Annotated in this window: 18 protein-coding genes and 1 tRNA gene; 6 read left to right on the forward strand and 13 right to left on the reverse strand. The window is 63.0% G+C overall.

What is annotated here, in order from left to right:
• Positions 1–235, reverse strand: a 235-nt coding sequence (locus AC07XB_RS04515; protein WP_494752786.1) for a hypothetical protein, incomplete at its 3' end; no start/stop codon positions are given.
• A gap of 5 nt (positions 236–240) precedes the next feature.
• Positions 241–2301, reverse strand: coding sequence for a hypothetical protein (locus tag AC07XB_RS04520; protein WP_492826759.1), 2061 nt, complete (start codon positions 2299–2301; stop codon positions 241–243).
• 294 nt (positions 2302–2595) lie between these two features.
• On the opposite strand from AC07XB_RS04520, the gene AC07XB_RS04525 reads away from it, so the two are divergent.
• Complete coding sequence (locus tag AC07XB_RS04525; RefSeq protein ID WP_492371160.1) at positions 2596–2796, forward strand: DUF6566 family protein; 201 nt, start codon at positions 2596–2598, stop codon at positions 2794–2796.
• Between the two features lie 138 nt (positions 2797–2934).
• Positions 2935–3010, forward strand: a tRNA-Met gene (locus AC07XB_RS04530).
• A 65-nt stretch (positions 3011–3075) separates the two neighbouring features.
• Here AC07XB_RS04530 and AC07XB_RS04535 read toward each other — a convergent pair.
• From AC07XB_RS04535 to AC07XB_RS04560, 6 genes are all read right to left on the reverse strand, one after another.
• Positions 3076–3261, reverse strand: a complete 186-nt coding sequence (locus AC07XB_RS04535; protein WP_492371161.1) for a hypothetical protein — start codon at positions 3259–3261, stop codon at positions 3076–3078.
• Positions 3262–3511: 250 nt separating this feature from the next.
• Entirely contained in the window at positions 3512–4837 is a 1326-nt protein-coding gene (locus AC07XB_RS04540; RefSeq protein WP_492826757.1) for a CsgG/HfaB family protein, read from the reverse strand.
• 37 nt (positions 4838–4874) lie between these two features.
• Positions 4875–5549 carry a hypothetical protein gene (locus AC07XB_RS04545; protein WP_441631495.1) on the reverse strand — a complete coding sequence of 225 codons (675 nt, stop codon included), beginning with the start codon at positions 5547–5549 and terminating at the stop codon, positions 4875–4877.
• An 80-nt stretch (positions 5550–5629) separates the two neighbouring features.
• Entirely contained in the window at positions 5630–6703 is a 1074-nt protein-coding gene (locus AC07XB_RS04550) for a hypothetical protein (protein WP_441631497.1), read from the reverse strand.
• Positions 6694–7854, reverse strand: a complete 1161-nt coding sequence (locus AC07XB_RS04555; RefSeq protein WP_492371163.1) for a hypothetical protein — start codon at positions 7852–7854, stop codon at positions 6694–6696. Before AC07XB_RS04555 ends, AC07XB_RS04550 begins: the two co-directional genes overlap by 10 nt.
• Positions 7855–8166: 312 nt before the next feature.
• Positions 8167–8817 (reverse strand): TetR/AcrR family transcriptional regulator, encoded by a 651-nt coding sequence (locus AC07XB_RS04560; protein ID WP_492371164.1) that lies wholly within the window; start codon positions 8815–8817, stop codon positions 8167–8169.
• 192 nt (positions 8818–9009) lie between these two features.
• Here AC07XB_RS04560 and AC07XB_RS04565 point away from each other — a divergent pair, with 192 nt between their 5' ends.
• A complete protein-coding gene (locus AC07XB_RS04565; protein WP_492371165.1) occupies positions 9010–10581 on the forward strand; it encodes a flavin-containing monooxygenase in 1572 nt (523 codons plus the stop codon).
• Between the two features lie 66 nt (positions 10582–10647).
• A complete protein-coding gene (locus tag AC07XB_RS04570; protein WP_492371166.1) occupies positions 10648–11586 on the forward strand; it encodes an alpha/beta fold hydrolase in 939 nt (312 codons plus the stop codon).
• 41 nt (positions 11587–11627) lie between these two features.
• Here the strand turns inward: AC07XB_RS04570 and AC07XB_RS04575 are convergent, their stop codons facing one another.
• Positions 11628–12605 (reverse strand): tripartite tricarboxylate transporter substrate binding protein, encoded by a 978-nt coding sequence (locus AC07XB_RS04575; RefSeq protein WP_492371167.1) that lies wholly within the window; start codon positions 12603–12605, stop codon positions 11628–11630.
• Positions 12606–12798: 193 nt separating this feature from the next.
• Here AC07XB_RS04575 and AC07XB_RS04580 point away from each other — a divergent pair, with 193 nt between their 5' ends.
• Positions 12799–13056 (forward strand): hypothetical protein, encoded by a 258-nt coding sequence (locus AC07XB_RS04580; RefSeq protein ID WP_416052717.1) that lies wholly within the window; start codon positions 12799–12801, stop codon positions 13054–13056.
• Positions 13057–13082: 26 nt separating this feature from the next.
• Here AC07XB_RS04580 and AC07XB_RS04585 read toward each other — a convergent pair whose 3' ends face one another.
• From AC07XB_RS04585 to AC07XB_RS04600, 4 genes are all read right to left on the reverse strand, one after another.
• Positions 13083–13289 (reverse strand): hypothetical protein, encoded by a 207-nt coding sequence (locus AC07XB_RS04585; protein WP_492371169.1) that lies wholly within the window; start codon positions 13287–13289, stop codon positions 13083–13085.
• 187 nt (positions 13290–13476) lie between these two features.
• Positions 13477–13998 carry an MFS transporter gene (locus tag AC07XB_RS04590; protein ID WP_492371170.1) on the reverse strand — a complete coding sequence of 174 codons (522 nt, stop codon included), beginning with the start codon at positions 13996–13998 and terminating at the stop codon, positions 13477–13479.
• A gap of 132 nt (positions 13999–14130) precedes the next feature.
• Entirely contained in the window at positions 14131–14886 is a 756-nt protein-coding gene (locus AC07XB_RS04595; protein ID WP_492371171.1) for a hypothetical protein, read from the reverse strand.
• Positions 14887–15141: 255 nt separating this feature from the next.
• Complete coding sequence (locus tag AC07XB_RS04600) at positions 15142–15318, reverse strand: hypothetical protein (protein WP_492811863.1); 177 nt, start codon at positions 15316–15318, stop codon at positions 15142–15144.
• 312 nt (positions 15319–15630) lie between these two features.
• Between AC07XB_RS04600 and AC07XB_RS04605 the strand changes: the two genes are divergently transcribed.
• Positions 15631–17055: a DUF1254 domain-containing protein gene (locus AC07XB_RS04605; RefSeq protein ID WP_492811865.1), complete on the forward strand. Its 1425-nt coding sequence runs from the start codon at positions 15631–15633 to the stop codon at positions 17053–17055.
• The last annotated feature ends 42 nt before the right edge of the window (positions 17056–17097 follow it).

Below are 17097 nucleotides of genomic sequence, written 5' to 3' on the forward strand. Positions count from 1 at the left end.
CGTGTGAAAGTAGGTAATCGCCAGGCTCTCCCTTGAAACCCCTCAGTACGAAAGTACTGGGGGGTTTTGCTTTTGCGCGATCGAAAGTGTGACGGAAAGTGCGACGGAAATCGCGATGAATTGCCGAGATGGAGATATCCAGATCATTCCAGATCATTCGTGATGAAAAAGGCCGGCAAGCGCCGGCCTTTTTCCATGCGTAATCGCCGCTGACAATTGTCAGCGGCGATAGCATCTCAGTTACCGCACCGTACCAACAATACGCACGAACTTCTGCGTGTCGTCCGCGGTCGTGGATCGGATTTCGACAGTGCGCTGGTCGCCCGCCAGGCCGAATGCCGGGAATACCGCGGTGTTGCAGGGCGTCAGCTGCGCGCTCGATGCCGAATTGGTTGCACTGACCGTATCGCTGCGAGCGGACCGCGCGACAGGCAATCCCTGAATCAGCACGCGCTTTGGCAGTGGCAGCGCACTCTGCAGGGAGCCAAACGCCAGGGCGCGGTCGACCGTCTCCGCGTTTTGCGTCCAGCTGATCTGCGTGCCGGACTGCGCCGCAGTTTTGCTGCCCCCCGTGGTGACAAAGTCCAGGCTGCCTTCGTCGATGCTGTTCCAGGTCTGCCGCGCCAGTACCGACGGCGTGAGCACGCTGCCCGACGTAGTCACGTAGAACGTATCGTCAGCCGCTGCCAGGCTGGTTTTGTAGCTGGAGTTGAGGTTGCGGTTCCACACCTCGAACTTGTAGCGGCCATAGGCCGGAAGGCTCTCGATGGCGGAGTCCGACAGGGCTGCAGGCAGGTACGTGTTGCCGCCGGTGGATAGCCCGCCCCACTTTACTGCCTGGTTGCTATCGATTGCCGTGGCCGCCAGGACCACGGTGCTGCTCGATTGCCCGCTGTCGCCGATGATCTGGTTGGGCATCACAGGATCGTCTGTGGCGTAGGTCAGCGATCCGGCCAGATTTTGTACCACCAGATTGCTGTAGCTGCCGCAAACGCGAGAGCGCGAGAGGATAATGCCCACAGCCGGCAATCCCGGGCCCGTCACCCGTACCAGTTGCACATTCATACCTGCGCCCCGGGCGGGGTTGAACAGAAAACGCAGCGAACTCTCATAGCGCGATACGATCCCCTGCGCCGATAGCGGATTTAACTCAGTGACCTTGCTGATTCGCCGCGTGACCGCAGCTTCGTAGCTGCGCTGGTTGCCCGTCAACTGCCAGCCGGCGGGCGCACGGTTGGTGACAATGCGTGTGATGTGGTCGGTGGATTTGTCGGCGCGAACGAAGGGCAGGCGTACCAGCGCGGTTGCCTGGTTCTGGGCATTGGTCGAATTGAACAGGACAACTGGCGCCTCGAACTTCGCGCCCTTCATGTCGCTCGCTGCCAGCAGGGTGAACATGTCGTCGCGAGCGGTATAGCTGTTGTTCAGGTAATCGCTCGAGAATGCGGTGCTGCAAGCGCCAAGCACGCTGGTGCCATCCGCGCGGGCCGTGGGATCCAGCGCAAAACAAGCCTGAAGGGCAGCACGGATGCCTTCAAACGTCGCGGCATTGGTTTTGACTTCAGGCTTGGGCAACGCGGGCGGAGGCGATGTCAGCGAGTCCGCTGTCAGGATGACTTCGTGTGCGGCATTGTTGCCGGCGATCACGGAGCCGGTACTTGTCAGCTTTGCGCCACTCGTTGTCAGCGTGACCCGGATGACGTCGAGAACGCTATCGGCACCTTCCCCCTGTTTGCTGAGTGGCGTGGAAATCGGATCAAACGCGGCGGGGTCCAGTCCCGCATCGCTCGTGACATTGGCAAGCACGGAGCGCAGCAAGCTGACGAATTGCTGCACCTGGGCGCTGCTTGCTTTGCTGCCAAGCACCGACGGCTTCGTCAGGTCCAGGGGGTTGCCACCAACCAAGAGCGCAGCAACGGCAGTCGTCAGTGGCGTGACATTGACGGTTGCAGAGCCATTTGTTGGCTTGGTCGCCAGCACCGAGACATAGGTCTGCTGGTCGCCGCCGCTGCTGCCCGTTGCGACAACCGCAAACGGTGCACGGAAGGCGGTGACATCGAATTCAAAATGGCCACTGCCATCTGCCGTGTTGCTGCCCACGACTTTTCCGTCAGCGTCATAGACGGTGACCAGGGCATTGGCCATAAAGGCGCCGCTGGCTGCCGTGCCTTGCAGCGTTACCTTGGCAGCCTGGCTCGCCGGGGTCGTCGCCGTGCCGCCGTCTCCACCTCCGCCACACGCGCTCAATACGGCAAGCGTGATCGCTGCCACTGCGGGCGTTAGCAGGGTGCGGCGATTCATCCCCGACCTGGATTTCCCTCTAATACTCATTGGATTTTCCTTTCCTTATTATCTGTAGATACAGCGGGTTTTCGAGTCCCTGACCACGCTGCGCATGCAGATTACAGGAAGAGACGTCGAAGGCACCCCCCCCGGCGGTGGGGTGATTCGGCAATTTTGCAAAAAATGACAATTGGCATTTCGTGTCGGGGATACGCCGGTGCTGATGTGAATGAAAAACCCTGCGCGTGCTAGGATCCAGCGAGATTTCGACGAGAAGCATGCAGGGGAGCCAGGACACCGATGGAAAGCGGCATGACAGAGTACAAAGGGTACGTAGTCCACGTCTTCTGCAAGACGATCAAGGACGGTTTGCACATCGCGTCATGCGCGATCTGGGAGGACGGGGCGGTAGTGCAGGATTCCAAATCCATCGGCCGCAATCACGCCACCGCAGCCGACGCAAAAATCGCGGCTTACGAGTGGGCGAAGCAGTGGATAGATGGAAATAGCTGAGTGGCGCTGGCGCGGCTGCGTGCACTCGCGAGCGTACATGGAGCGGCCGCCGCACGCCAAAAGAATGGGCGCTAGCACTTTTCAGTTCTTTTTGTATTAAGGCTATCCAGATGCCGCCAATCCGCGTATATTCTCATTCGCGGGGTGGAGCAGTTGGCAGCTCGTCGGGCTCATAACCCGAAGGTCGCAGGTTCAAGTCCTGCCCCCGCAACCAAATTCCAAAAGCCCGTCCGGTTCAAGCCGCACGGGCTTTTTGCATTGTCGCCTTGCCGTTGTGCGCTAGGCGAAATCACCCGGCGGGTCGTCCGGGATGGTCCACTTGATCGGCTTTTCTTCAGTGGCCGGTGGCGGCTTCTGCGATCGCGAAAGGGGTTGGGGCGCAATCTGAGACAGGAGTTGAGCGGACGATACATTGACGGTTTCCTCATCGCCGTCTTCTGACCAATACCTGAGCGTCACTGACATGTTCCTCTCCGGTAAGTGACTCAAAGAACCCCAACTGCCAGTCGCGCAGGAGGGGGCCAACTCTTACCTTAGGACCATTTCGCGTGCTTGCCTGTCGTCAATGGCGATGGCGATGGCGATGGCGATGGCATGCGCAGGCGGCGCCCAGAATGGACAAAGCCGCACGCCAGGATGGCGTGCGGCTTTGTAGTGCGAGCCGTTCTTCAGCCCGGCTGGCGCTAAGGCTTCAACAGATCACCCGATCACCCGATCACCAGTTCGAGTCGCTCTTGGGCGGGCCCAGGGACTCTTCCTTGCGCGGTGCTGCCTTCTTCTTGGGCTTGGTATCAGCCGCCGGCGCAGGCGGAATTTCCGCGCGCAACTGCAGGGAGCCAGCTGGAACATCGTCAAGCTTTACCTTGACGTCTTCCAGATGCCCGTACGACAAGGAGGGCGTGACCCGGTCCACCACCACGGTGCAGCATTCCTGCTCGGTACGTCCGAGCGAGCGGCCGGTCTGCGGATCGCGCAGCTCGTTGCCCAGCATGACGACCTGATAGGCTGTGCCGCTGCTCACCGACTGGCCACCCTGGCTCAGCACCACGTTGTGGCCATCGCGGGAGGCTACGCTGACCGGGTAGAGGCGCACCAGGATGTCGGCTACCACCTTGGAGACGACGGCGCCTTCCATGGCTTCCACGCGCTCGCCTGCCGCGCGGCCGGCGTCGCCCTTGGCGGTATTGCTGAACAGGACTTCGCTGGTGGTCACGTTGACGAACTTCTGCGAGACCGACCAGTGCCCTGGCACGCTGCCCTCGCCATCTGCATTGGCGCGGCGTCCCGGCTCGAAGGCATTGACGCGGCCAAACCAGATCAGGTCCGCGCCGAGTCCCTGGCCGAGCTTGGCGAACTGGTCCGCCGAGGTCTGGCCGTTCGAGATGCGATCCATTTCGTCACCGAGCTCCGGCGCAACATCGCGCTCCAGCACGGTGAAGCGTCCGCTCTGCGTCAGCGCGTCCATAATGCGCTGGCGCAGCTCGGCGGCGATGCGCACGGTGTCGCCGCCGGCGCGGCTGTCCACGCGCAGCGGGGCGATGGCGATGCGCAGCTTGCCTTGGTCCGCCGGCGCCTTGTACTTGGCCACATTGGCTTCGATGGTGGCCTTGATCATGCGCTCGGTCAGGCCGGGCTCGCTGATCTCGATCACCTTGAAGTTGCTGATGGCGCCACGGCTGCTCTGGCTCACCAGCTCCGCGAAGCCGGCCGAGCTCAGCGTGAGCGGATCGCGTCCCACGGCCAGGCCCAGCACCGACTTGAACTGCGTCGACGACTGCTCGATGGTCATGCCATTGACCTGCATGACGGCCTGGCGCAGTGCCTGGTCGATGGCTTCGGCCGGCGTATGGCCAAGACCGGTGGTGGTGACCCGCACCTTTTCGACCTGGCCCACGTCGGGTGCGCCACTGCCGCTTGCCGCCGGCGCGGAAGCGCCGGCGGATGCGGCGGCAGGTGGCGGCTCTGCGTCACGGCCTTTGCAGCCAGCCACCGACACCGTCAATGCGAGGCCGCAGACGGCCAGCGCACGATGCCATTTCATGGGGAGTGTTCCGCTCTGGTTCACGATGGCAACAGGCTTAGAACTTGGCCGAGAGTGCCGCAGTGGCATCCTTCGGCACGGGGATTTCGTTGCTCTTCGCGTAGGCCGTGGCAGCCTGCAGCGTGCTGCCCAGGCGGGTCACGTGGCCCGGTGCTTCGCTAGCGATGTAGGTGCCCGTCGACAGCTTGTTGGTCAGCGTCAGCTTTTCCATCACCGATGCGCTGGTGAGTTGCGACTGTGCGGCATCCTTGAAGGCGATCAGGCTGGGACGCAGGCCCACATAGCGCAGCACGCCCAGGCCAAGGTGCTTCATGCCTTCGACGTACGATTGCTTGCCGGCGGCGTCGATCTTGGTGTTCGAGTCTTTCAGCTTGGCTTCGATGGCGGCCGAGGCTTCGCTCTGCAGCTTGTCGGAGTCTTCCAGGTTGCCCTTGGTGGCGCCGTCGGTCAACGCGTCAGCCGTTGCCTTTGCCTTGGCCGACAGTTCCTTCAGGCCAACCGCGTCCGCCAGGTGGGACTGGGCCACCAGCACTTCGCGGCCGGCAGCGACGTAGGCCTTGGACAACTGATCTTGCGCGCCGCTTGCGTCGGCGGTGGCGCCGCTGCTGGACGAGGACGAACCACCCGTCAGGCTGCCCAGCGAAGGCAGGGCGTGGGCCTGGCCAGCGGCCAGCAGGGACAGTGCAGCGATCGAGATGACTTTCTTCAACATGTTTGTTCTCCAGGGAAAGCAAAGGGGTAGGAAGGCCGGCCCTACGGCACCGTGACGCGCTTGCGCCGGCCTGGGAGCAATTAGCGGACCTTGGCGTTGTTCAGTTGCGCCGCCAGTTCGCGTGCCGCAGAATCGGCCGCGCGCTTGAGCGCGTTGGTCTGTGCCACGCTGGCGTCCGGGCCGGTGCCGGCGTACTGGACCGGGCCGACCGACGACACCGTGCGCGGGAAACGCGTGGTCACGTCAAGCAGCTTGGCCGTTACCGTCACGTACACGCGGGTCAGGCCGGTGACCGGGTCGCTGTCCTGCATGCCGATGTCGAGCGTGCCGAGCGCCAGGTAAGGGACCTGGGCGGTCTGCAGGCCCAGCACGGCCTCTCGCATGGTGGCGGGTTGCAGGTCGTTGCCGCTCTTGTAGTCGTTTTCCAGCGCGCTGATGCGCAGGTGCCCACCCGAGGAGGGCTCGACATAGGCGGCTTCCACCACCTGGAAGCCCGACTGCGCGAACACGCCGGTGAACACCGAGTTCAGGTTGCCCGACGGCACCAGGCGCCAGCTCACGTCATCCGCTTTGCGGGTGCGGCTGCCGCCAGTTTCGACGGAGACGGAGGCATTGGCCGAATAGCTGTTGCGGGTCGACTTCTCGTTGACGTTTTCTTTCATGTCCGCGCGCTTGTAGACGCGCGTATCGAAGGACTTGACGGAGTCCTGCTGGCGCGCCACGAACAGGAAGGTCAGCGGGGATTTCTGCGCGTCCGAGGCGGTGGCCACAGCCGCGCCGCCCTTGACCGCGTTGCGCAGCTTGGCGACGTTGATGTCGACGCGGACCACCACCGAATACTGGCTGGCGTCCTTCTTGTCTTCCTCGCTGATGATGGTCGCGCCCAGCACGAACTTGTCGAGGTTGGCCGCGACCTTGTCGCGGATGCTGTCGAAATTCTCGGCTTGCGACTCACCGCTCTCGGCGTAGTAGCGCTCGATGGCGTTGACCTGCGCGGTCTTGAAGGCGCGGTCCTTGTCCTCGGCGCTGGCCTTGCTCGAGAACACCGAGCTGTCGTACTTCACGTTTGCCATGCCCTTGGATGACACCACCTGTGCCGACGCCAGGCTGCACGCGAACAAAAACAGCCAACAGAGCTGACGGATTACTTGCATGACTTGACCACTCCTCTTGTGACATCTACTTGTTTACCAACGTTATCGCCCGACGATGCCGCAGCCAGCCAGTCGCTGTCCTGGCCGCCCAGCGAACTGGACAGCTTGGTGAACAGGCCTCGCAGGGAATCCGCGTATGCCGGGAAATCGTCGATCTCTGATTGCGTGACGGGGACGGCTTTCACTTCGCCGTTCTTGAAATCGGCGTCGAGGTACTGCTTGCCGGACATCGGCTCGCCCAGCTTGACGTGGCTGTACACCGCGTAGATGTAGCTGGTGCCGGCCGCGGAGCTGCCGTACTCGACCCGCTTGAAGCCCTTCAGGTCCACCTGGATGGTGTAGTCGGGCTCAGGCAGCTTGAGGTTGAAGACCTCGCCGTCGGCAAAGCGCATCGCCATCGCATTGCCAATGGCATAGCCTTTGGTGAACGGCAGGATCGGTACGCCAGCCTTATCCAGCAGGGCTTCGCCGAACATGTCGGCGAGCCAGCCTTCGGCCACGCCGGAGCCCGACTTCAGGCCTTCGGGCAACTGGGCCAGCGCTTCGGGCGCCACGTTGACTTGCGACACTTGCAGGTAGCGGGTGCCCGACGACGGCAGCTTCGCGCCCGACAGGACCTGAGCGTAACGATCGAACAGGCCCGGCTTGTCGCCGCCGAGCAGCAGGCGCTTGACGCGGTCGCGCTTCTCACGCTCGCTGGGCTGATGGTCGAGCACGTCGAGGTAGGTCACGTTGATCGGGTAGGCGCGCAGCACCGTCATGGCCTTGAAGTCGAACACCAGGGCTTGGCCACGCACGTTGGCCAGCACTTTGTACAGGCGGCCGAAGCGCTCGGACGAGATAGTCTCGCTGGTTACCACCAGTGCGGTGGCGAGAGCCTGGTCGCTATTCTTCAGGCTGGCCATGCCGTCGCTGGACAGCGTGAAATTGGCGGGCGGGCGCGCGGCCAGGGACCGGCTGATGGCCTTGTTCGGCGCGCTGCCGGAGGCGGTCAGCTCGGCCTCGACCTGTCGCGTAACCGGGAAGCGGGCCGCGATCTGCTGAGCGTCGCCGGCATAGGCAAAGCCAGCAAAGGCGACGCTGTCGGCAGCGGCTGCCTGGGTCGCCGCGAGGGCAGTAAACAGCAAAACGACAAGTCGGAAAGCTTGCATGGGCAGAGTCAAAAATGAAGGGAGGGCAGCGAGAGATGCAAGGTGCCGCGCATTCAAGCGAACGCGCTGGCCTATGAACATTGGCGGGTATTCGGAAATGTCTTAGGACTCAATCCGAAATGTCTTAGGACTCGCGCGCTCGCAAGGCCGGGATTCTACTGTAGAAAAACAGCAAAAATGACTTTAGTGGCTTTTTTTAGAAAAATTGAGAATTGCCTTATTGACTTCTGTGTGCCTTTAATGGCATGCCATGCTGGCGTTGGCAATTAGAGGGCGGTGGAGAATTGCCTCTCAAGGTCGCGGCGCGCTGCGTCAGCCTTCGCTTGGCTGGATATTCAGCAAGCCGGTGCCGGCCTGCGTGAGGAATGGCGAGAACAGGCTCATGACCTGCGACGCGCCCCAATTGATGTGTTCGCGCTTGATGGCATCGATGCCATGGCGTGACCGCAGGTAGTCGATCCAGTAGGTCGATACGATCCACGTGTTGACGACTAACTGGTCAAGTTGCTCGGGCGTGGCGCGCAGCAATCCTTGCGCTTGCATGGCGCCGAACACCCGACGGACATGGTGCTGTCCGTCGTTGGCCAGCGCTTCGGTGCGCAACCTCAGCGTTGGCGCCAGGCCGCGGATGGACGCCGCATCGCGATAGAAGAAGCGCCACTCCCACATCAGGTTGAACCAGCCGCTCAGGTAGCCCGCGAAACGGTTGGGGGCATCGCCTTGTGCCAGATCCGCAACCGAGGTGTCGCGCAGCGCCCTCTCGAAGTTGTCGAACAGGGCATCGAGGATCTGTTCCTTGCGGTGAAAGTGATAGTAGAGATTCCCTTCCTGTATGCCGACCGCCGAGGCGATCTCCGCGGTGGTTACGACGACTGGCCCGCGCTCGTTGAACAGGCTCAGGCAAGCGTCAAGGATGCGCTCGCGCGTTTTGGGGCGCCGGGCTGGCGCGATTTGCACCGTCATGGCTGGTAACTCCCTGCATATTCCGTTATCTGCATGTTTGCACGACAGATGGTTAGGGGTAAGCCCTAGTTTTGGCAATCTCGGTTGATTAATTAGGGTGAACACCCTAGTCTAGTCTGAATACAGCACGGATGCACCGTCAGAATTCGACGCGACAAGCGCCGGCTCGGTTTGGCCAACAGGAGACGATCAATGCTTTCAGGCAATGCGAAGCACCCGCATCCCGACGTTCACGACGGCACAGCGGCGCCGGAGCGCCAGGACGAGCAGGCGCCGGGGCAGGCAGCGGCGCAGCACATCGATGTGCTGGTAGTCGGGGCGGGGCTTTCCGGCATCTGCGCTGGCTACCATCTGCAGACCAGTTGCCCGGGCAAGACTTACGCGATCCTGGAAGGGCGCGACGCCATCGGCGGGACATGGGACCTGTTTCGCTACCCCGGCGTACGGTCCGATTCGGACATGTACACCCTGGGCTTCAGCTTTCGCCCATGGCGAAGCGAAAAATCCATTGCCGATGGTGACTCGATCCTCGAATACATCCGCGGCACGGCGAAGGAATTCGGCATCGAGCGGCACATCCGCTTTGGCCATCGCGTATCGCGTGCGTCGTGGTCGTCCGAGACCGCAAGGTGGACGGTCGATGCCACGGTAGGCCCGCAAGGCACGCCTGCCCGTTTTACCTGCAGTTTTCTCTACCTGTGCAGCGGCTACTACGACTATGCGGACGGCTATATGCCCGGGTGGCCGGGCATGGAGCGCTTCAATGGCCGTATGGTGCACCCCCAGCACTGGCCGGCGGACCTGGCGTACGACGGCAAGCGGGTGGTCGTGATCGGCAGCGGCGCCACGGCCGTCACGCTGCTGCCGGCGATGGCCGAGCGGGCGGCCCACGTGACCATGCTGCAGCGCTCGCCAACGTACATCGTGGCGCGCCCGTCCAGCGATCCTGTCTCCGCATGGTTGCAGCGGCGGCTGCCGGCGTCCATGGCGCATCGGGCCACGCGCTGGAAGAACGTGCTCCTGGGCATGTATTTCTACAATCTCTCGCGCAAGAAGCCGGACCTGGTCAAGAGCAAGATCCTCAAGGGGGTGCGCGCGCAACTTGGTCCGGACTACGATATCGACAAGCATTTCACGCCGTCTTACAAGCCATGGGATCAGCGGCTCTGCCTGGTGCCCGACTCGGATCTGTTCAAGTCCATCCGCTCAGGCAAGGCTTCGGTGGTCACAGACCAGATCGAGTCGTTCACCGAGACTGGCCTGCTGCTGCGCTCCGGCGAGCGGCTCGACGCGGATGTCATCATCACGGCTACCGGGCTTCAGTTGAAGGTGGCCGGGGGGATGAAGATCGAGGTGGACGGCACCCCGATGAACCCGGCGCAGGCCTTCATGTACAAGGGCATGATGTATAGCGACATGCCGAACCTGGCGGTAGCCATGGGCTATGTCAACGCTTCCTGGACGCTGAAGGCCGAGCTCTCGTCGACCTACGTGTGCCGCCTGATCAATCATATGGACGCGAAGGGCCATGCCTGGTGCGCGCCGCGCCGCACAGATCCGGCATCCGATGAGGAGCCTTCGCTCTCGCTGAGCTCCGGCTATGTCCAGCGGGCCAGCAACATCTTGCCCAAGCAGGGCTCCAGGCGGCCGTGGAAGGTGCATCAAAACTACCTGTTCGACCTGATGGCCCTGAAGTTCGGCAAGGTGGAAGACAGCGAGATGGCCTTCGGCCGCGCGGGCACGGCTGCCTCGGTGGATGGCTAATGGATAATGCTTGAACGTCAAGGTTGAACGTCAAGGTTGAATTTCAAGGGTGAAGGTACATACACAATGACCATATTGATTGCCTGCGTCGCCGTGGGCGCCGTCGTTCTGTTTGGGTTGGTGGCATTCTCCGGCCTGATTGCGCGCAAGGTGGAAAATGCGCTGCCGCCCAAGGGGAAGTTCATCGAGATCGATGGCGCCCGCCTCCATTACATCGACAAGGGCGAGGGCCCGGCCATCGTGATGGTTCACGGGCTGGGGGGGCAGACCGGCAATTTTTCCTACGCGCTGCTTGAAAAACTGACCGGCCGGTTCCGTGTGATCCTGGTCGACCGGCCCGGCTCGGGCCATTCGACCCGGCCATCGGCGATGTCGGCCCGCCTGAGCGTGCAGAGCACCGTCGTGGCCAAGTTCATCCGTGCGCTAGACCTGCAGAATCCGCTGTTGGTCGGGCACTCCCTGGGTGGCGCGGTGGCGCTTGGCGTCGCGCTCGATCATCCCGGCACGGTCGGCGGACTGGCGTTGATTGCACCGCTGACGCATCCGGTGGAGGGCGTGCCGCCCATGTTCCGTACGCTGTCGATTTCCTCAGCCACCATGCGCCGTGTGATCGCGTGGACGTGGGCGATCCCACGATCTATCTTGCGCGGCAAGACCATGGTTGAACTGGTCTTCAGCCCCGACCGGCCGCCGCAGGATTTCGGCACCGTAGGCGGCGGCCTTCTCAGCCTGAGGCCGCGCAGCTTCTATGCCACATCGACGGATATGGTCAGCGTGGAGGAGGACCTGCCATCCATGGCGCAGCGCTATGCCTCGCTGGCCTTGCCGATCAGCATCCTGTACGGGACCGGGGATGCCGTGCTCGACTGGCAGGCGCAGGGCAAGGCGATGAAGGACAAGCTGCCGGCGCTGGATCTCGAACTTGTCCCTGGCGGCCATATGTTGCCGGTCACATTTCCCGACCAGACCGCGGCCTGGCTCACGGCGGCTGCCGCGCGGCTCTGACGCGGCACCGACGGGGCGCACGGCAGTCGCCGCGCTGCCGGTCAAGCGTCGATGGTGAATCCGATCTCCTTGATGAACTCGCCCCAGCGCAGGTAGTCCGCCTTGACCTGCGCGGCGAAGGCGGGCGGCGTGATGGCCTGCGGCGGTAGCACGCCGACCGCGAACAGCCGCTTGTGATAGGCCGGGTCGGCGAGCACCTTCTGGATCGCCGCCGAGACCGCGCCAACCACGTCCGCCGGCATGGCCTTGGGGCCGAACAGCGCGAAGTAGCCGCTCAATTGCTCCATGCCCGGAAACCCCAGTTCGCGGAACGAGGCGACGCCCGGCGCCATGTCGGAGCGTTCGGGCGTGGTGATGGCCAGCGCCTTGGTCTTGCCCGACTGATAGAGCGGCACGGCGGTGGTCAGCCCGTCGATCATTACCGGCACCACGCCACCCACCAGGTCTTGCGTGGCAGGAGCCGAACCCTTGTACAACACCGGCTCGAGCCGGCTGCCAGATAGCTTGTTCAGCAGCAGCGGGCCAAAGTGCGACGATGTGCCCGGACCATACGAGGCCGAATGCAGCGGCGACTTCGCGCTCTTGGAGTAGGTGATCATCTCCGCCAGCGTGGAGAAGGGCGCGTTCCTGGTGGCGACCAGTAGGACGGGTGCCCGTGCGGCTTCGGCCAGCGCGGTCAGGTCGGTGAGCGGGTCGTAGGGAACCTTGTTGATATGGGCACCCGAAGTGGCCGAGGAGCCGAGCGTCATCAGCAGCGTGTGGCCGTCCGGCTTGGCGCGGATCACGTCGAGCGTCGCGGGAATCGTCGCGCCGCCCGGCTTGTTCTCGACCACGACCGATTGGCCAAGGGCCTTGCCAAGGAAGTCCGCGAACAGCCGCGCGACCACATCGGTGCCGCCGCCAGCAGGGTAGGCCACGACCAGGCGCAGTGGGCGGCTTGGCCAGCCATTGGCAAAGGCGGGGGCTGCGCCGAGCGCGGCGGCTGCAACCGCGGTGGTAAGGAAATGACGACGATCCATGCTTTTGTCTCCTGGCGGTGATGCACATTCATGTGCTCTTTAGTGCGCAAGGAAGATACTCATGGAAGAGGGGATGGTCATGGAATCGGGCGATACCCTTCCCATGACGGCGTGCATGGACGCCGATTGTGCATCTCGATCGCGCGGAGTCGCTCATGCTACGATCCAGCCTCCGAATCAACGTGAGCTAACGATGTCGACAGCCTTCCTGATACTCAATCCGGCCCCGTCCGACGATGGCGAGCAAATCGGTTTTTCCATTGTGGCAAACGGCGTGGACAGCAGCGGCTTTGTTTCGCGCTCGGCGCTGGATGAACTGGCTCAGGGCCAGATTGGCAGCCACCTGGATATTTTCGAGCGTAATCTCGACCGCATCCAGGAAGTGGCCTTGCAGAAGTGGTCTGCGGACCCGTCTATTAACCCCGTCATGCTGGGGGACCACGATTTCTGATTGGGTCACGCGGCCCGCCGCACGCGCTACGCCTGCGAGAACGAGCGGACCAGCTTGGATTTCAGGGGCCAGGGGCGTGAGGCGAGAATCCAGATGCACAGCAGCGGCCCGATGAACGGCAGCAGCGCCAGATACGCGTAGAGGGGACCAAAATGGGCAGCCTTGAATACCTTCCTGAACGGGAAGAACCACAAGGCTTCGAAGAATAGGAATCCGAGTAGATAAAGCGTCATGGTTGTGCTTCCTGTGCGGCTCGCCTGGCGAAGCGTATGCCCCGCGCAGCCGCATTGTAGAACCCATTCGTTCGCTCACAATCCCGCCACTTCGGGGGATTTTTGCCGGTCCGGCATCCATACTTACGTCGCAATTCCGTGCGCCGCTGAGTCCTCCGCCCCCTCCCGCCACCTTCTTTGAAGCGGCTTAGCGCAGCGCGCGCTGCGCTAAGCCCATGCCCAGCAATATGACGGTCACCCAATCCATGCCGCCGGCGTTGAAGCCCAGGAAGAGGGGCCGGCGCTCTTCACGGGCGGCTGCCAGCTGGATGATGATGCGCGACGCGGTGAACAGGCCACCCGCGCCAAGACCCTGCACCGCGCGCGCCAGGCTCAGTTCGAGCGGTGTATTGCAGACGGCGCAAAGCGCGGCGCCCACGGTGGCGATGAGCAGGCCGAGCAGGGTAAATCCGCGATAGCTGATGTCCTGCGCGATGCGCCGCAGCACCAGGTTGGCAACGGTGGCCGCGGCGGCATAGGAGGTGAGGCTCCAGAGAAAGTCCTCAGGCGAGGCGTGAATGCCACCCCGGATATGGGTGCCCGCGACGCCCATCATGGACGACGCCACGAAGTCCACGCCGGTGGTGCAGCCCAGGGTAAAGGCGAAGAGATAAACCTGCGCAGCCGACAGGTCAGGGTGCTTGCCCAGCATCGCACTGCCAGTTGCCATGACGGTCCCATCGATCGCGTAGATGCAATTCGCAGTCTGGCGCCGCTGGGGCGACGACCCGCTTACCCAGTATCGGCGAAATGATCCGGGCGCCCAAGCGGAACCGATGGGGGATGACAGGAGGGCGTGGCTTCAGGCCCGCGGCCTGGTGTGCTGGAACGCGTCAAGCAGCCGGTCGCGCAACGCGCGCCACGCGCGCGGCACCGTGCTGAGCCCGGCGGTCAGGCCGGGATCATAATAGTGGACGATCAATGAGCGGCGCTCGCCCGCCTCGGCATGCAGGTTGGCATGCAGCGTGACGAAGCCGTTGAACGCATAGACATTGCCCGGCACACAGGCGATGCGGTCGCACTGGTGCTCGGCAAGATGGCGGAAGGTCTGCGCGCGGCGGATGACGAACGGCAGGTTACGCAACAGAATCAGCCGGATCTTCGCAACGATATTCGACATGGCCGTCACCGCATGGCGCTGGCGCCGGTAGATGATCAGGTCCCCGTTTTCCTGGGTGGCCTGCGCCTCTTGCAGCGGAATCAGCAGCGTCAGGATATGGGAGTCGTAATGCCGCAGATGGCTCTGGGCGGGCAAGCCGCTATTGACACAGCGCAGCACGCACAGTGGCGGCTCGCCGTTGAGCTCCCAGCCGGCCTTGCGTGCCCATCGTCTTGAGATCTCGCAGGCCTGCCGTTCCGCCAGTTGAAAGCCTTCGTTTTGCCGCAGCATGTCTGCAAACTGCACGGCTGCCTGCGTGGCGCGGCGGCCATCCGCCGGCCGCCACGTTTCCCGGCTGGCGTCGATTGCCGCATTGATCTCGTCGAGCAGATGTCGAGTCACGACGCCTTCGAATACCTGGAGCCCGGGCGGCTCCGCGTCGATGTCGTAGTCATGCATCGCATGTTGCTCCGCTTCCCGCTCCACTCCGGCCAGTGCAAGGGCCGGGAAGGGGGCGATATGTTGCGGCCGGCCACAAATGGCCCGCCGCTACCGGACGAGGCGCGGCTCGCGTTGCCGGCCTTCCTCCTGATGATCTTGCGCAGGCCGCCGCTGGCATCGATTGGCGTTGCCAGGGAAGAAAACGCGGGCGGTCCCATGTCCGGTGTTATGAATCTACGGCTTCCGAGCGTTACCGAACGGACAAAACTACTTTCAGATCCGCCAGACGACACAATCCGAGTCGCTTCGCTTGTGCGCTTTGTCATGCACTTCTGGATGTTGCGCGTACGGGTGCGCGCCGCAGCCCCACGCGCTCAGGCTCCGGCTTTGCCGGGCAGCGATCCAGGCCGAATATGTTGGGAAAATAATGGATTCCAGGGGCTTGGTCATATTAATTTCATCAGACGGCTCTTATCGGTAAGATAATCATCAAGGTAATCGCCAAGGTAATTTCCAAGATAAGCGCAGCCGTAATGAGAGGCTGCACCGGACCATCAGCTTTCCAGTCAAATGCATTGCTTGGGGGCAGCGTTGGTGGGCGTTGGTGCGTTTGCCCTCACTGCTTACCGTTGTTCAATTGACAACTCCGGTTGCCGGGAACATCATCGCTCGGGAAAATAGACGCGCCTCTGTGCAACGATGTCGCCCGTTCGTCGGCGAAAATTGCATGGAAGGTAGCCATTCCGACGAGGAACCGGGGTCATGATTATTTCGCTACGCCGAATTGCGAGCGCGCTTGCGCTCGGTCTGCTGTTGTCTGCCTGCGCCGCGGGCCCGCAAACTTCCGCGGCGCCGCAGCCAGCTTCGCCGCCGTCCGATGGGGCGATCAAGGCTTTATCTGCCCGGATTTTTGTCTACGCCTATCCGCTGGTGCTGATGGATGTCACGCGTGAGGTCATGAGTGCCCGCGTGCCGGCCAATACCTTTTCGCATAAGCGCAGTTTCCCGGATGCCACCTTCACCGACGTGGTCAGCCCGAATGCCGATACGCTCTATTCGACGGCATGGCTGGACTTGTCCGGCGGCCCGGTGATCCTCTCGCTGCCCGACACGCACGGGCGTTATTACCTGATGCCGCTGATGGACGCCTGGACCAACGTCTTCGCGTCGCCGGGCAAGCGCACCGCGGGCACCAAAAAAGCGGTCTACGCCGTAACGGGGCCGATGTGGAACGGCACCTTGCCGCCAGGGGTCACTGAAATCCGCTCGCCGACCGAGATGGTGTGGCTGATCGGCCGTACGCAAACCAATGGCAAGCAGGATTACGCAGCGGTCCGCCGCCTGCAGGACCAATATCGCCTGGCGCCGCTCTCCGCCTTGCAGCGTAGCGGCAAGGCGCGGCCCAAGCCCGCCGAGGCGATGCTGCCCGAAGCGGTTCCGGTGGATGTGGAAACGCCGCCCGTTGAGCAGGTGGCGGCGATGGACGCGCAGGCGTTCTTCACCCGTTTCGCCGAACTGCTGCCGGCCAATCCTCCGGCCGCGGCCGATGCGGCCATGGTGGAATCGATCAAGCAGTTCGGGATCGTTTCGGGCATGCCCTTCTCCGTGACCGCGCTGGAGCCATCGACGGCCCGCGCGGTGCAGGAGGGCGCCACCGCTGCCCTGGCGGGTATCGTGGCCATGGCCAAGCGCGGTGGCGGCGAAGGGGACGGCAAATGGACCGTGCACCGGGATCTCGGCAACTACGGCACGGCCTACGGCAAGCGCGCGCTGGTGGCCTGGGTTGGGCTTGGCGCCAACCTGCCGGCGGACGCGCTGTATCCCAGCACGCGGGTCGACGCCGCCGGCAAGCCGTTGAACGGGGCAAACCGCTACGTGATGCATTTCAACAAGGGCCAGATGCCGCCGAGCATGGCCTTCTGGTCACTGACGCTCTATAACGACAAGCAGGCGTTTGTCGCCAATCCGCTCAACCGCTATGCCATTGGGGACCGCGACCGGCTGCGGTACAACCGTGACGGCTCGCTCGATATCTATATTCAGAATGCGCGCCCAGCGGGCAAGCGGGTGGTCAACTGGCTGCCGGCGCCGCCTGATGGCTTCAACCTGATGATGCGGGTGTATTGGCCCCGGCAGGTGATGCTGGACGGCACTTGGAGCGCGCCGCCGGTGATGCGGGTGGAGTGATTGCGGGCCCCAAGCCGCGCGCTGAGATGAAAAAAACCCGCC

The organism is Cupriavidus sp. GW821-FHT02F09, from assembly GCF_059421605.1.

Excerpts from the sequence above, each read along its gene's own strand:
- AC07XB_RS04520 (WP_492826759.1), bottom strand. The coding sequence starts at position 2,301 with ATGAATCGCCGCACCCTGCTAACGCCCGCAGTGGCAGCGATCACGCTT.
- AC07XB_RS04525 (WP_492371160.1), top strand. The coding sequence starts at position 2,596 with ATGACAGAGTACAAAGGGTACGTAGTCCACGTCTTCTGCAAGACGATC.
- AC07XB_RS04535 (WP_492371161.1), bottom strand. The coding sequence starts at position 3,261 with ATGTCAGTGACGCTCAGGTATTGGTCAGAAGACGGCGATGAGGAAACC.
- AC07XB_RS04540 (WP_492826757.1), bottom strand. The coding sequence starts at position 4,837 with ATGAAATGGCATCGTGCGCTGGCCGTCTGCGGCCTCGCATTGACGGTG.
- AC07XB_RS04545 (WP_441631495.1), bottom strand. The coding sequence starts at position 5,549 with ATGTTGAAGAAAGTCATCTCGATCGCTGCACTGTCCCTGCTGGCCGCT.
- AC07XB_RS04550 (WP_441631497.1), bottom strand. The coding sequence starts at position 6,703 with ATGCAAGTAATCCGTCAGCTCTGTTGGCTGTTTTTGTTCGCGTGCAGC.
- AC07XB_RS04555 (WP_492371163.1), bottom strand. The coding sequence starts at position 7,854 with ATGCAAGCTTTCCGACTTGTCGTTTTGCTGTTTACTGCCCTCGCGGCG.
- AC07XB_RS04560 (WP_492371164.1), bottom strand. The coding sequence starts at position 8,817 with ATGACGGTGCAAATCGCGCCAGCCCGGCGCCCCAAAACGCGCGAGCGC.
- AC07XB_RS04565 (WP_492371165.1), top strand. The coding sequence starts at position 9,010 with ATGCTTTCAGGCAATGCGAAGCACCCGCATCCCGACGTTCACGACGGC.
- AC07XB_RS04570 (WP_492371166.1), top strand. The coding sequence starts at position 10,648 with ATGACCATATTGATTGCCTGCGTCGCCGTGGGCGCCGTCGTTCTGTTT.
- AC07XB_RS04575 (WP_492371167.1), bottom strand. The coding sequence starts at position 12,605 with ATGGATCGTCGTCATTTCCTTACCACCGCGGTTGCAGCCGCCGCGCTC.
- AC07XB_RS04580 (WP_416052717.1), top strand. The coding sequence starts at position 12,799 with ATGTCGACAGCCTTCCTGATACTCAATCCGGCCCCGTCCGACGATGGC.
- AC07XB_RS04585 (WP_492371169.1), bottom strand. The coding sequence starts at position 13,289 with ATGACGCTTTATCTACTCGGATTCCTATTCTTCGAAGCCTTGTGGTTC.
- AC07XB_RS04590 (WP_492371170.1), bottom strand. The coding sequence starts at position 13,998 with ATGGCAACTGGCAGTGCGATGCTGGGCAAGCACCCTGACCTGTCGGCT.
- AC07XB_RS04595 (WP_492371171.1), bottom strand. The coding sequence starts at position 14,886 with ATGCATGACTACGACATCGACGCGGAGCCGCCCGGGCTCCAGGTATTC.
- AC07XB_RS04600 (WP_492811863.1), bottom strand. The coding sequence starts at position 15,318 with ATGACCAAGCCCCTGGAATCCATTATTTTCCCAACATATTCGGCCTGG.
- AC07XB_RS04605 (WP_492811865.1), top strand. The coding sequence starts at position 15,631 with ATGATTATTTCGCTACGCCGAATTGCGAGCGCGCTTGCGCTCGGTCTG.